This window comes from Pseudomonas retamae (genome assembly GCF_043496865.1).
GTDB lineage: Bacteria > Pseudomonadota > Gammaproteobacteria > Pseudomonadales > Pseudomonadaceae > Aquipseudomonas > Aquipseudomonas retamae.
On sequence record NZ_JBIEIL010000013.1, the window covers coordinates 92,525 to 106,353 of the forward strand.

Annotated in this window: 11 protein-coding genes and 2 pseudogenes; 6 read left to right on the forward strand and 7 right to left on the reverse strand. The window is 62.2% G+C overall.

Annotated features, from left to right (window positions below; translation table 11 throughout):
• Positions 1 to 152 precede the first annotated feature (152 nt).
• The 3 genes and pseudogenes from ACGSLL_RS23065 to ACGSLL_RS23075 all read right to left on the reverse strand — a co-directional run bounded on the left by ACGSLL_RS23065 (position 153) and on the right by ACGSLL_RS23075 (position 3,351).
• On the reverse strand, positions 153 to 974 hold the full coding sequence (locus ACGSLL_RS23065) for a methyl-accepting chemotaxis protein (RefSeq protein ID WP_394508130.1): 822 nt from the start codon (positions 972 to 974) through the stop codon (positions 153 to 155).
• Between the two features lie 36 nt (positions 975 to 1,010).
• Positions 1,011 to 1,835, reverse strand: a pseudogene (locus ACGSLL_RS23070) (cache domain-containing protein); the annotation flags it as partial.
• A 199-nt stretch (positions 1,836 to 2,034) separates the two neighbouring features.
• The gene (locus ACGSLL_RS23075; protein ID WP_394508060.1) at positions 2,035 to 3,351 is read right to left on the reverse strand and encodes a Na+/H+ antiporter family protein; all 1,317 of its coding nucleotides are present in this window, start codon (positions 3,349 to 3,351) and stop codon (positions 2,035 to 2,037) included.
• A 1,560-nt stretch (positions 3,352 to 4,911) separates the two neighbouring features.
• Between ACGSLL_RS23075 and ACGSLL_RS23080 the strand changes: the two are divergent.
• Positions 4,912 to 5,058, forward strand: a pseudogene (locus ACGSLL_RS23080) (HAMP domain-containing protein); the annotation flags it as partial.
• 102 nt (positions 5,059 to 5,160) lie between these two features.
• The gene (locus ACGSLL_RS23085; protein ID WP_394508131.1) at positions 5,161 to 5,916 is read left to right on the forward strand and encodes a methyl-accepting chemotaxis protein; all 756 of its coding nucleotides are present in this window, start codon (positions 5,161 to 5,163) and stop codon (positions 5,914 to 5,916) included.
• Positions 5,917 to 6,046: 130 nt separating this feature from the next.
• On the opposite strand, the gene ACGSLL_RS23090 is transcribed toward ACGSLL_RS23085, so the two are convergent.
• The 4 genes from ACGSLL_RS23090 to ACGSLL_RS23105 are packed head-to-tail and all read right to left on the reverse strand — an operon-like array spanning position 6,047 to position 8,648.
• The gene (locus ACGSLL_RS23090) at positions 6,047 to 7,360 is read right to left on the reverse strand and encodes a sensor histidine kinase (protein WP_394508061.1); all 1,314 of its coding nucleotides are present in this window, start codon (positions 7,358 to 7,360) and stop codon (positions 6,047 to 6,049) included.
• A complete protein-coding gene (locus ACGSLL_RS23095; RefSeq protein ID WP_203418735.1) occupies positions 7,357 to 8,025 on the reverse strand; it encodes a response regulator transcription factor in 669 nt (222 codons plus the stop codon). Before ACGSLL_RS23095 ends, ACGSLL_RS23090 begins: the two co-directional genes overlap by 4 nt.
• Positions 8,026 to 8,028: 3 nt before the next feature.
• Positions 8,029 to 8,340: a PepSY domain-containing protein gene (locus tag ACGSLL_RS23100; protein WP_208940505.1), complete on the reverse strand. Its 312-nt coding sequence runs from the start codon at positions 8,338 to 8,340 to the stop codon at positions 8,029 to 8,031.
• Positions 8,340 to 8,648, reverse strand: coding sequence for a PepSY domain-containing protein (locus ACGSLL_RS23105; RefSeq protein WP_394508062.1), 309 nt, complete (start codon positions 8,646 to 8,648; stop codon positions 8,340 to 8,342). The genes ACGSLL_RS23100 and ACGSLL_RS23105 overlap by 1 nt, the downstream gene beginning before the upstream one ends.
• Positions 8,649 to 9,024: 376 nt before the next feature.
• Here ACGSLL_RS23105 and ACGSLL_RS23110 point away from each other — a divergent pair, with 376 nt between their 5' ends.
• From ACGSLL_RS23110 to codA, 4 genes are all read left to right on the forward strand, one after another.
• Positions 9,025 to 10,104 carry a patatin-like phospholipase family protein gene (locus ACGSLL_RS23110; RefSeq protein WP_394508063.1) on the forward strand — a complete coding sequence of 360 codons (1,080 nt, stop codon included), beginning with the start codon at positions 9,025 to 9,027 and terminating at the stop codon, positions 10,102 to 10,104.
• An 83-nt stretch (positions 10,105 to 10,187) separates the two neighbouring features.
• Positions 10,188 to 10,544, forward strand: a complete 357-nt coding sequence (gene queD, locus ACGSLL_RS23115) for a 6-carboxytetrahydropterin synthase QueD (protein WP_007915588.1) — start codon at positions 10,188 to 10,190, stop codon at positions 10,542 to 10,544.
• 742 nt (positions 10,545 to 11,286) lie between these two features.
• The gene (codB, locus tag ACGSLL_RS23120; RefSeq protein WP_394508064.1) at positions 11,287 to 12,558 is read left to right on the forward strand and encodes a cytosine permease; all 1,272 of its coding nucleotides are present in this window, start codon (positions 11,287 to 11,289) and stop codon (positions 12,556 to 12,558) included.
• A 13-nt stretch (positions 12,559 to 12,571) separates the two neighbouring features.
• On the forward strand, positions 12,572 to 13,822 hold the full coding sequence (gene codA, locus ACGSLL_RS23125; RefSeq protein ID WP_394508065.1) for a cytosine deaminase: 1,251 nt from the start codon (positions 12,572 to 12,574) through the stop codon (positions 13,820 to 13,822).
• The last annotated feature ends 7 nt before the right edge of the window (positions 13,823 to 13,829 follow it).

Below are 13,829 nucleotides of genomic sequence, written 5' to 3' on the forward strand. Positions count from 1 at the left end.
ATTGGGGGATATTGCAGGTATGCACCGACCTGAAAGCTCTGCTGTGAATCCATAATCGACTCGATTTCTCAGGTCGATGTATGGCGCAAGACAACTCGGTCAGTCCCCTCTCCCTCTGGGAGAGGGCTAGGGTGAGGGCTGCTTTTCAAGCGTCAGATCCGGAACTGCCCAACCAGTTTGCCCAACCGTTGCCCCAACTCCGCCAGACTGCGCGAGGTCTGCGCGCCGAGCTGCGTTTCATCGGCAACGCTATCCACCGCCACGGCGATCTGGTGCACGCTGCGGTTGATTTCTTCTGCCACCGCAGTCTGTTCTTCGGCGGCGCTGGCGATCTGTGCGTTCATCGAGTTGATCGTCGCGATCAGTTCAGCCATGGCATCCAGCGACGCCCCGGCCTGATTGGCCTGTTGCGAAGTGCCGTCGCCGGCCTCGCTGGAGCGGCGCATGGCTTCCACGGCCTGCTGCGTGCCGGCCTGCAGACGATCGATCATGCCTTGAATTTCCTGGGTGCTGATCTGCGTGCGGCTGGCCAGCGCGCGGACCTCGTCGGCGACCACGGCAAAACCACGCCCGGCCTCGCCCGCCCGCGCCGCTTCGATTGCCGCATTGAGAGCCAGCAGGTTGGTCTGCTCGGCAATCGAGCGAATCACCCCGAGCACACCGACAATCGACGTCACGTCCTGCTGCAGGCTGTCCAGTGATACGCCGCTGTTGCGAATGTCATCGACCAGCGCATGGATCTGTTTGATGCTGCCAGCCACTACGCGTTTGGCACTCTGACCTTCTGCATCGGTTTGCTGCGCGGCGACGGCGGCGTTCTGCGCGCTCTTGGCGACTTCCTGTGCGGCGGCGGACATTTCGTTGATGGCGGTGGCGACCTGATCGGTCTCGTGACGCTGACGCTCCATCGCCTGATCCGAGCGCTGCGCCTGATCGGACACCTGAGTCACCAGCCCGGTCAGTTGCGTGGTCATCTCGGTGATCTGGCGCACCAGGCCGTGGATCTTGTCGACGAAGCGGTTGAACGAGCCGGCCAGTTCGCCGAGTTCATCCTGGCTGGTGATGTTCAGGCGCCGGGTCAGATCGCCCTCGCCCGCCGCGATGTCATCGAGGTTGGCTTTCATCTGGGTCAGTGGACGCAGAATGGTGTTAGCCAGCAGCATCCCCGCCGCGGCAATTACCAGCAGCACCAGCACCGCCACGCCGACAATGCTCAGCACCACACCTTGCACGCGTTCCTGGACCTGGGCTTCGACCAGCGCCACTTGCGCTTCGATGCCGTCGAGGTTGACCGAGGTACCGACGGCCATGTCCCACTTGGCCAGGTATTCGGTGTAACCGAGTTTCGGCACCAGCACTTTCGCATTGCCCGGCAGCGGCGAGCTGTATTGCAGGTAGTGAGTGCCGTCCTTCGCCACTTTCACCAGGCCGAGGTTGACGTAGACGCCATTCGGGTCGCGGTTGTCCTTGAAGCTTTTGCCCACGCCGTCGGGGTCGTTGGCCTTGAACAGGCGCACGATCTCCGAGTCGTAAGCGAAGAAGTAGCCGTCCTTGCCGTAGCGGATGCCCGACAGCAGCTTGATCGCCTGCGCGCGCGCCTCGGTGTCACCGGGCGCGGCAGCGTCGTACAGCGGTTTGATCGTGGTCATCGCCACGGCGACGTAACTTTGCAGGGTGGCTTTGGCGTCGCCGAGCAGGCGCTCGCGGGTCTGCTCGACTTCCTTGCGCGCCTGTTCCTGGAGGATGAACAGCGTGGTCAGGCTGATGACCAGGGCAAAGAGCAATACCGGAAGAACGGCGAGGGACAGGACTTTAGCCTTGAGGCTCAGGCGCATTGTGGGGCTCACTCTTTTGATTTTGTTGGCGTGGTTAAAGGCTTTAACGGCACGCCAGCTCAAAAGTTGAGCACAGGGATTGCCCTTTCCCCTGTGGGAGCGAGCCTGCTCGCGAAAGCGTTGGGTCAGCACCTCATAAAGCGACTGACACGACGCCTTCGCGAGCAGGCTCGCTCCCACATTGAGGATTGGTGGGGAGTCAGAGCACCATCGCGGCCACCCAGCCGAAGGCCAGCAGCGGCAGGTTGTAGTGCAGGAAGGTCGGTACCACGGTGTCCCAGATGTGGTGATGCTGGCCGTCGATGTTGAGGCCGGAGGTCGGGCCGAGGGTCGAATCCGAGGCCGGTGAACCGGCGTCGCCCAGCGCACCGGCGGTGCCGACGATGCACACGATGGCCATCGGGCTGAAGCCCAGTTGCACGCACAGCGGCACGAAAATCGCCGCCAGAATCGGCACAGTAGAAAACGACGAGCCAATGCCCATGGTCACCAGCAAGCCCACCAGCAGCATCAGCAGTGCGCCGACGCCTTTGCTGTGATTGATCCACGCTGCCGACGATTCGACCAGGGTCTGCACCTGCCCGGTAGCCTTCATCACTTCGGCGAAACCGGAGGCGGCGATCATGATGAAACCGATCATCGCCATCATTTTCATGCCTTCGGTGAACAGATCATCGGTTTCGCGCCACTTGACGATGCCGGACACCGAGAAGATCAGGAAACCCACCAGCGCACCGATAATCATCGAATCCAGCAGCAGTTGGACGACGAACGCCGAGGCGATGGCCACACCGGCGATCAGCAGGCTCAACGGGTTGTACTGCACCGCGGTCTGCTCGACCTGCTCGATTTTTGCTAGGTCATAGACGCGCTTCTTGCGATAACTGACGAACGCCATCGCCAGGCCGAAAACCATGCCCAGCGCCGGAATGCCCATGGCGTGGGTAATGTTGATGCCGCTGATGTCGACGCCGCTGCGCGCAACGTTGGCCAGCAGGATTTCATTGAGGAAGATGTTGCCGAAACCCACTGGCAGGAACATATACGGGGTGATCAGGCCGAAGGTCATGACGCAGGCGATCAGGCGGCGGTCGAGTTGCAGCTTGGTCAGCACATAAAGCAGTGGCGGCACCAGCAGCGGAATGAATGCAATGTGGATCGGCAGGATGTTCTGCGAAGCAATCGCCACTACCCACAACAGGCCGATCAGCAGCCATTTGACGTTGCCACCGCCGGTGGAATGTTGCCGGTCAACCATCGCCAGCGCCCTGTCGGCCAGCGCATGGGCCAGGCCGGATTTGGCGATTGCCACAGCGAAAGCGCCGAGCAACGCGTAGGACAACGCCACCGTGGCACCGCCGCCCAGGCCACTGTTGAACGCTTTGAGTGTGGCGTCCATGCCCAGGCCACCGGTCAGGCCGCCAACCAGCGCCCCGACGATCAGCGCGATCACCACATGCACGCGGGACAGGCTGAGAATCAGCATGACGCCGACTGCTGCTATGACTGCATTCATTTCACTACCTCGAAAAACACTGCGGTGGACAATCGACCGCCAGACAGGATGAGTCCGCCAGAACTGCTCGGCGGAGCCAAAAGGGTCTTGTTAAAAGGGCGCGCACTGTGCCCCAAGCAGCCACAAGCTGCAAGTTTCGAGCGGCAAGCTGAGCTGCTTTTGATCGTTCCCACGCGCAGCAAAGGAATGCAGCCCGGGACGCTCCGCGTCCCAAAGCGGACGCAGAGCGTCCATTGAGGCATTCCCACGCGGAGCATGGGAACGATCAACGCAGAGGGTGGGAACGATCAAGCTTTTCGCTTGCAGCTTGCAGCTTGCAGCTTGCAGCTTGCCGCTTGCCGCTTGCCGCTCAAGAAAGCTGTTTTTCAGCCGTTAGAGTGCAAAGTCTCAGATATTTATCGAATAAGGATGTTTTCCATGTCGCTCAGACACCTTTCCATCCAGTGGAAAATCACCCTGCTCGCCGGCCTCTGTCTGGCCGGGATCGTGACCCTGTTGGTCGGTCTTTCGCTGTATCGCATGCAGCACAGTTCCGCGCTGGTCAAGGCGTCGAGCATGGAAATGCTCACCGAGTCGGCGCAGGCGCGCATCGAGTCGCAGGGTGAGGTGCAAGCGGCAGGCATTCGTCAGCAGTTCATGGATGCCTACCAGTACGGTCATGGCTTCTCGCGGCAGGTGCTGTTTTTGCGCGAACAGGCCGAGAAGCGTTTTCTCGATGCCTTCGATCTGCGCGAAGACATGACCCGTCAGGTCAAATCTGCATTGCAGGCCAACCCGGATCTGCTCGGCCTGTCGCTGGTATTCGAAGCCAACGCGCTGGACGGCAAGGACGAACTGTTCGCTGGGCAAGATGAGCTGGGCAGCAACGACAAGGGCCGTTTTGCGCTGTACTGGTCGCAGCCGACCCCGGGCAAAGTCCACTCGATGGCCCTGCCGGAAAGCGACATGAGCGACACCCGCACCGGCCCCAGCGGTCAGGCGGCCAACGCCTGGTTCACCTGCCCGCGCAGCACCCTCAAGCCCTGCGTGATCGAACCGTACTTTTACGTGATCGACGGGCAGAAAGTGCTGATGACCAGCATCGTCTTCCCGCTGCTGCTCAACGGCAAGGTCATCGCCTCACTGTCGGTCGACATCAACCTCAACAGCCTGCAAGCGATCAGCCAGACCGCAAGCAAAAAGCTCTACGACGGTCAGACCGCCGTGAGCATCATCAGCCCCGCCGGCCTGCTCGCCGGTTACAGCGCCGATGCCAGCAAACTCAGCCAGCGTCTGGACGCCGTCGACACCACCAGCGGCGCTGAGCTGCTGCGGCGCCTGGCGGCCAGCACGGGCGTGAGCAGCCTGCACAACGACGGCCAGTTGAAAGTGCTCTCGCCCTTCCAGCCGATTCCGGGCGGGCCGGCGTGGGGCGTGCTGCTCGATGTGCCGGAAAAAGTCCTGGTCAGCCGCGCCGAAGCGCTCAAGCAACAGCTGGACGCGAGCAATACCTCGGGCACGTTGATGGAGTTGGGCCTCGGCGGCCTCGCCGCCCTGCTCGGCCTGCTGCTGGTGTGGCTGATGGCGCGCAGCGTGACCCGACCGATTCTCGGCGTCGCGCACATGCTCGAAGACATCGCCAGCGGCGAAGGCGACCTGACCCGTCGCCTGGCCTATGACAAGCAGGATGAACTCGGGCAACTGGCGGGCTGGTTCAACCGCTTTCTCGACAAATTGCAGCCGATCATCGCCGAAGTGAAACGCTCGGTGCAGGACGCACGCAGTACCGCAGACCAGTCATCGGCCATCGCCACTCAAACCAGCGCCGGCATGGAGCAGCAGTACCGTCAGGTCGATCAGGTCGCGACTGCCTCCCACGAAATGAGCGCCACCGCGCAAGACGTCGCCCGCAGCGCGGCCCAGGCTGCCGAAGCCGCCAAGGATGCCGACCGCGCCACCCGCCAGGGCCTGACGGTGATCGACCGCACCACCGCGAGCATCGATACCCTCGCCGCCGACATGAGCGCGGCGATGGTGCAGGTTGAAGGTCTGGCGGCCAACAGCGAGAAAATCGGCGCGGTGCTGGAAACCATTCGCGCGATTGCCGAACAGACCAACCTGCTGGCGCTCAATGCTGCGATCGAAGCAGCGCGGGCGGGTGAAGCCGGACGCGGTTTTGCCGTAGTTGCCGATGAAGTGCGCAACCTCGCAAGGCGGACCCAGGAATCGGTGGAGGAAACCCGTCAGGTTATCGAGCAATTGCAGAACGGCACGCAGGAGGTGGTCGGCTCGATGGGCAACAGCCATCGCCAGGCCCAGGGCAGTGTCGAGCAGGTCGGCCAGGCAGTGACCGCGCTGCGCCAGATCGGCGACGCGGTGACGGTGATCAGCGACATGAACCTACAGATCGCCAGCGCAGCCGAAGAGCAGAGCGCGGTGGCCGAGGAGATCAACAACAACGTGGCGACGATTCGTGATGTGACCGAATCGCTGTCGGGGCAGGCGAATGAGTCGGCGCGGGTGAGTCAGTCGCTCAACAGCCTGGCGAATCAGCAGCAGCGGTTGATGGATCAGTTTCGCGTGTAAGGCCCAGCGCGAAACCCAATGTGGGAGCGAGCCTGCTCGCGAAAGCGACGTGTCAGACAGCAATCATTTGTCTGATCCGCCGCATTCGCGAGCAGGCTCGCTCCCACAGGGGATACAGGTGTTTGGGCAATCAGCGTTTAGGCAACTCGATCACCACCTTCAACCCGCCCCACTCGCTCTCGCCCAACACCAGCAACCCGCCCCACGTTTCCACGATATCGCGCACGATCCCCAACCCCAGCCCATGGCCGTCGGTCTGTTCATCCAGCCGCGTACCACGGCTGAAAACCTCGGCGCGCTGTTGTTCGGGAATCCCCGGGCCGTCATCCTCGACGCTCAGGGCAAAGCCATCAGTGCGTTCGATCACGCTCAAGCGCACTTCGGCGTCCGCCCACTTGCAGGCGTTGTCGAGCAGGTTGCCCAGCAGCTCAAGCAAATCCTCACGGTCCCACGGCAGTTGCAGACCGGCCGGGGCGACGTAACTGAGCGCCAGATGCTCGCCGTGGATCATGTTCAACGTCGCCAGCAAGCCCGGCAGTTCCGCGTCGCAATCGAACAGCGCGCCGGGCAGCGCATCGCCGGACAGACGTGCGCGATTCAACTCGCGATTGAGGCGCTGCTGCACTTGTTCCAGTTGCTCTATAAGGATCTTGCGCAGCTCCGGGTGCGCATCGAGTTTTTCGCTCGACGCCACGCTCAACAGCACCGCCAGCGGGGTTTTCAAGGCATGGCCGAGGTTGCCAAGGGCGTTGCGCGAGCGCTTGAGGCTGTCTTCGGTGTGGGCGAGCAAATGGTTGATCTGCGCCACCAGCGGCTCCAGCTCCACCGGCACCTGATCATCGAGCTGCGAACGCTGGCCCTGCTGCAATTGCGCGATCTGCTCGCGCGCGCGTTCCAGCGGTTTCAAGGCGCGGCGCACGGTCAGGCGCTGCAACAGCAGAATCACCAGCAACGCCGTCAGGCCCGCCGCCAGACCGATCTGGCGCATGCGCTGGAAGCTCTCGCGCACCGGCGTGTAATCCTGCGCGACGCTGATCGAGATCGACTGACCGAGACGTCGATAATCCGAACGCAGTATCAGCAACTGTTGTCCGTCCGGGCCCAGTTGCAGATTGCTGTGCAGGCCGGGATGGTCGAGCAGCGGCAGGTCCTGATCCCACAACGAGCGCGAACGCCAGTGGCTGTCGGCAAAGTCGATACGGAAATAATGCCCCGAAAACGGCCGCTGATAGGCTGGCGACAGATGCCGCTCGTCCAGCTGCAAGCCTTGCGGGCCGCGCACCAGCGCTACCAGCAGACTCTCGCTGTCGTTGCGCAGACCCGCTTCGAGATAACGCTGCAACCCTGCTTCGAACAACCACAGACTGGTCTGCGCCAGCACCACGCCGACGATCACCATCACACTGATCAGACCCAGGCTCAAACGGCGCTGGATCGATCTCATGAGGCTTGTCCGCCGAACAGGTAACCCTGGCCGCGACGGGTTTCGATCACGCTTTTGCCAAGCTTGCGCCGCAGATGATTGACGTGGACTTCGAGCACGTTGGAATCGCGCTCGGTTTCACCGTCGTAGAGGTGTTCGGCGAGGTGGCTTTTGGAGAGGATCTGCTCTGGATGCAACATGAAGTAGCGCAGCAGCCGAAACTCGGCGGCGGTCAGTTGAATGTCGGCGCCGTCACGCACCACGCATTGACGCCCCTCGTCCAGATGCAGACCGGCGGCCTTCAATGTCGGTTGATTGGCCTGGCCTTTCGAGCGGCGCAGCAGCGACTGGATGCGCAGTTGCAGCTCTTCGGGGTGGAACGGCTTGGTCAGGTAATCGTCGGCGCCGGCCTTCAGGCCCTCGATGCGTTCGGCCCAGGAATCGCGTGCCGTCAGTATCAGCACCGGAATCGACAGCCCACCGGCGCGCCACTGCGCCAGCACTTCAAGCCCAGGCACACCGGGCAGGCCAAGGTCGAGGATGATCAGATCGTACGGCTCGCTACTGCCCTGATACACCGCATCGCGACCGTCCGCCAGCCAATCGACCGCGTAACCTTGCCGCTGCAGGCTGGCGAGCAACTCGTCGGCCAGCGGTACGTGGTCTTCCACCAAAAGCAAACGCATCGATCAATCTTCCTTGTCTTTGACTAACTCGCCGGTGTCGGCCTTCAAGTGCAGCTCGCGCGCCACGCCTTCGACCGTCAGCAACTCGACTTCGTAAATGTAGACGTCGTGTTTTTCTTCCAGCTCGACTTCCAGCAGTTTGGCGCCGGGATAACGATCCATGGCCTGCTGCAACACTTGCTCCAGCGGCAGGATCACGCCCTTCTCGCGCAGGCTCAGGGCTTCGTCTTGATCGAGGTCGCGGGCCATGGCCGTGGAGCAAAACAACACCAGCACCAGGGCCGTACGCCGGGTGGTGCGAACATTAAGCTTCATTACGTATCCTGATGATGCTTGAGCACTTCGCCATTGACTGCATTGAACTCCAGATCCCACTTCAGCCCTGTCGGGTCGCGCAGCTCGATCTGGTAAATGTACTTGCCGTACTCTTCTTCAAGCTCGGTTTCAGTGATTTCCGAACCTGGGTGTTTTTCCAGCGCGATGGCGTTGAGCTTCTCGAAGGAGACGATAGTACCAGCGTCGCGCAAACGAAGCGCTTCGTCAGGCCCCAGATCACGCGCAGAAGCGGTGCCGGCAGTGAGGCAGATGAGCGAGGCGGTGATCAGGGCAGTCAGGGTGTTCACGGGTGTCTCCCAATTCTTATGGATTGCTTAAGGTGGGCACCTTAGCGGCAGCAACTTAACTGAAACTGAATGGCCATCATTGTGCCTCTTCAGACGGTGCACAACCCTGTGGGAGCGAGCCTGCTCGCGAAAGCGTTCTTTCAGCCAGCACATTTGGTACTGAAACACCGCTTCGCGAGCAGGCTCGCTCCCCCATGATTTTGCGTCTGACACAAAACCCATGAACACCTTGCCCCTGGAGTGAGCCTGCTCGCGATAGCGGTCTTTCAGTCAGCCCATTTGGCACTGACACACCGCTATCGCGAGCAGGCGAAGGCCTACAAGGGCTTTGCAACATGTGCTTATAATTCGCAGCTTGCTAACGATCGAGGCCGGTATGACCGCCATCCACATCAAATTCCCCGCCCTCACCCTCAAGGCCGGCCCGCGGGCCATGGCGCGCATTCGTGCCCAGGGCCTGAATGCTGCCGACGTCGGCACCCTGCCTGGCGCGGCCGGCGGGCCGAAGGCGCTGGGGATTCAGGGGCTGGATCTGGCGCTGTTCGGTGAATGGCTGCCGAGTGCGCCGCGCGAGCGGTCGCTGATCGGCGCTTCGGTCGGCTCTTGGCGCTTCGCCAGTGCCTGTCTGCCCGACGCCGCCGAAGGCATCCGCCGCCTCGGGCATCTGTACGCCGAGCAGAATTTCAACAAAGGCGTGACCATGGCCGAGATCAGTCAGAGCTCGCAACGCATGCTCAACGACCTGCTCGACGGCCGCGACGCCAGCATCCTCGACAATGCGCATTACCGCTTGAACATCATGGTGGTGAAAAGTCAAGGCCGTCTGGCCGAGGATCATCGCGGGCGACTCGGTCTCGCGCTGGGTTCGGTGATTGCCGACAACCTGCGCGGCCGGGCGCGGCTGTCGCGGCACTTCGAACGGCTGATCATTCACGATCCGCGCCTGGCGCCGCCGCTGCATGCGCTGGATGATTTTCCTTCGCGCTTCGTCGCGCTGAACACCGGCAACCTGCGCCAGGCCTTGCTCGCCTCGGGTTCGATTCCGATGGTCATGGAAGGCGTGCGCGACCTGCCGGGCGCCGGTGCCGGGACGTTCCGCGACGGTGGCCTGCTCGACTATCACCTCGATCTGCCCTACAGCGGCGAGGGCATCGTGCTCTATCCGCACTTCACCGACCGGGTGATTCCCGGCTGGTTCGACAAGACCCTGCCGTGGCGCCGCGCCTCGGTGCAGCGTTTGCAGGACGTGCTGTTGCTCGCGCCGTCGAAGGAATATCTGGCGCGCCTGCCCTTCGGCAAACTTCCCGACCGGAACGACTTCAAACGCTTCATGGGCGATGCGCCGGGCCGGCAGAAGTACTGGCACACGGCGATGGACGAGAGCCGCCGCCTCGGTGACGAATTTCTCGAACTGACGGCCAACGGTCGCCTCGCCGAGCACTTGCTGACCCTTTAGTCAGCACAGCCACAGACAAGCTGATAAACTCGCCGCCTGCCCGAATCGCTGCGGCGAACGCCATCTGAACAGAGCCAAATACCGTGGAAATCTTCAAAGAGTTTACTTTCGAATCCGCCCACCGCCTGCCGCACGTCCCGGACGGCCACAAGTGCGGGCGTCTGCACGGTCACTCGTTCAAAGTGGCGCTGCACCTGAGCGGCGACCTCGATCCGCACACCGGCTGGATCCGCGATTTCTCCGAGATCAAGGCGATCTTCAAGCCGCTGTACGAGCGTCTCGATCACAACTACCTGAACGACATTCCCGGTCTGGAAAACCCGACCAGCGAAGTGCTGGCCAAATTCATCTGGAATGAAATGAAGCCGCTGCTGCCGGAACTGAGCGCGATCCGCATTCATGAAACCTGCACCAGCGGGTGCATCTATCGCGGCGAGTAATATCAGGCGATTCGAATACCCCTTGTGGGAGCGAGCCGGCTCGCGAAAGCGGTGTGCCAGGCACGGTCCCTTGCAAAGGAAAACCGCAAGCGCGCGCAGGCGCGCGGCCACAGGTGAACAGTGTTGATCCAAAAGAACAGCCGCCATGGCTGTTTTTTTACACCTGCGCCGCCCTCCGGCGCTTCCTCTGACAGCCTCCAAATCCCCTGACACCGATCGTTCCCATGCTCTGCGTGGGAATGCCTCAACGGACGCTCCGCGTTCGGCTTTGGCATGGGACGCGGAGCGTCCCCGGCTGCATTCCCACGCAGAGCGTGGGAACGATCATGCAATCCCCTGACACCGATCGTTCCCATGCTCTGCGTGGGAATGCCTCAACGGGCGCTCCGCGTTCGGCTTCGGCATGGGACGCGGAGCGTCCCGGGCTGCATTCCCACGCAGAGCGTGGGAACGATCATGCAATCCGCTGACACCGATCGTTCCCATGCTCTGCGTGGGAATGCCTCAACGGACGCTCCGCGTTCGGCTTTGGCATGGGACGCGGAGCGTCCCGGGCTGCATTCCCACGCAGAGCGTGGGAACGATCATGGGCCGTGGCTCCCACATTGCACACGGGTGCGCTCAGGTGCACCGTTTTTGCGCCTGTCTGCGCCGTGTCGTCTATACATACCCCACCGAATCGGTATTTGGCACGACCGCTGCAACCCTCCCGCGTCTTCTCCCTTCCAGCAAGGACTGCCTCATGACGCAGAACGCTCCCGGCAACGATTACCCCCTCAGCGAAGTCCCGATGCACGCGCGCAAAGGCCTCGCCTCTACCGCGATGGTGTTACTGGGCTTCACGTTTTTCACCGCGACCATGTTCGCCGGCGGCAAGCTCGGCGTGGCGTTCACTTTCAGCGAGATGATCGCGGTGATCGTCGTCGGCAACCTGCTGCTCGGCCTGTATGCCGCGGGTCTGGGCTACATCGCCTTCAAGAGCGGGCTCAACTCGGTGCTGATGGGCCGTTTCTGTTTTGGTGAAGTGGGCAGCAAGCTCAGTGACCTGATTCTCGGATTCACCCAGATCGGCTGGTACGCCTGGGGCACGGCGACGGCGGCGGTGGTGATCGGCAAGTATTTCAATCTCAATGAAGCCACGGTGCTCGGCCTGATGGTGCTGTTCGGGCTGGGCTTCTGCGCCACGGCGTACATCGGTTATCGCGGGCTGGAAATTCTCTCGTACATCGCGGTGCCGGCGATGCTGTTGCTGTTGATGCTGTCGATGTGGGTCGCGACGATAAAGGTCGGTGGTTTCGAAGGCTTGCTCAGCGTTGTGCCGACGGGCTCGCTGGACTGGTCGACAGCCATCACGCTGGTGTTCGGCACCTTCGTCAGTGGCGCGACGCAGGCGACCAACTGGACGCGTTTCTCGCGCTCGGCGCGAGTCGCGGTGCTGGCCAGCCTGATCGGATTCTTTGTTGGCAACGGCCTGATGGTGCTGATCGGCGCGTACGGCGCGATCGTCTATCAGCAACCGGACGTGGTCGAGGTGTTGCTGTTGCAAGGTTTCGCCATGGCCGCGATGGCCATGCTGTTGCTGAACATCTGGAGCACCCAGGACAACACCATCTACAACTTCGCCGTCGCCGGTTGCAACCTGCTGCGCACCGGCCGGCGCAGAACCGTGACTTTGGGCGGCGCGGTGATCGGCACGGTGCTCGCCTTGCTGGGCATGTACGACATGCTGGTGCCGTATCTGATTCTGCTCGGCACGGTGATTCCGCCAATTGGCGGGGTGATCATGGCGGACTTTTTCTACCGCTGGCGCGGGCACTATCCTCGCCTGGCCGACGCGCGGTTGCCAGCGTTCAACTGGCCGGGGCTCGGGGCTTACGGGGTGGGCACCATTGCCGCGTTCAGTTCGCCGTGGGTCGCGCCGCTGGTAGGGATTGCCGCTGCCGCGCTAACGTATGTCATCGTCACCGGTCTGCTCGGCGCCCGTCGCGTCAGCGCACCACTACAAGATCTATAAAAGGATTCGCCTGATGCACATCATCAACGCCCGCCTGCGTAATCAGGAAGGCCTGCACGAACTGCACCTGGAAAACGGTCTGATCCACAGCATCGCCCGCCAGACCGAAGCGCCGACGCTCGGCCCGGACGACCTCGACGCCGGCGGCAATCTGGTGGTGCCGCCCTTCGTCGAACCGCACATTCACCTCGACGCCACCCTCACCGCCGGCGAGCCACGCTGGAACATGAGCGGCACACTGTTCGAAGGCATCGAGTGCTGGGGCGAGCGCAAGGTCACGATCACCGAAGAAGACACCAAGACCCGCGCCAAGAAGACCATTCAGGCGCTGGCCGCACACGGCATTCAGCACGTGCGCACCCACGTTGACGTCACCGACCCACAACTCACCGCACTCAAGGCCATGCTCGAAGTGCGCGAGGAAAGCCGTCATCTGATTGACCTGCAAATCGTCGCGTTCCCGCAGGAAGGCATCGAATCGTTCCGTAACGGCCGCGAGCTGATGGAAGAAGCGATCCGCATGGGCGCGGACGTGGTCGGCGGCATTCCGCATTTCGAGTACACCCGCGATCAGGGCGTCAGCTCGGTGAAGTTTCTGATGGACCTGGCCGAGCGCACCGGTTGCCTGGTCGATGTGCATTGCGACGAGACCGACGACCCGCACTCGCGCTTCCTCGAAGTGCTCGCCGAAGAAGCGCGCAGCCGCGACATGGGCGCCCGCGTCACCGCCAGCCACACCACGGCGATGGGCTCCTACGACAACGCCTACTGCGCGAAACTGTTTCGCCTGCTCGGGCATTCCGGGATCAGTTTTGTCTCCTGCCCGACCGAGAGCATTCACCTGCAAGGCCGTTTCGACAATTTCCCGAAACGCCGTGGCGTGACCCGTGTCAACGAACTGCTCGAAGCCGGGATGAACGTGTGTTTCGGCCAGGATTCGATCGTCGACCCGTGGTATCCGCTGGGCAACGGCAACATCCTGCGCGTGCTCGAGGCCGGGCTGCACATCTGCCACATGCTCGGCTACCGCAACCTGCAGAGTGCGCTGGATCTGGTCACCGACAACAGCGCCAAAGCCATGCACCTGGGCGAGCGTTACGGGCTGGAGCAAGGGCGCCCGGCCAATCTGCTGATCCTGTCGGCGGACAGCGACTATGAAGTGATTCGCAGCCAGGGCTTGCCGCTGTATTCGATTCGCGATGGCAAGGTGTTGATGAAGCGGCAGATGCCGGTGGTGGAGTTCAGTGGCCAGCGTTCATATTGAAAGTTGA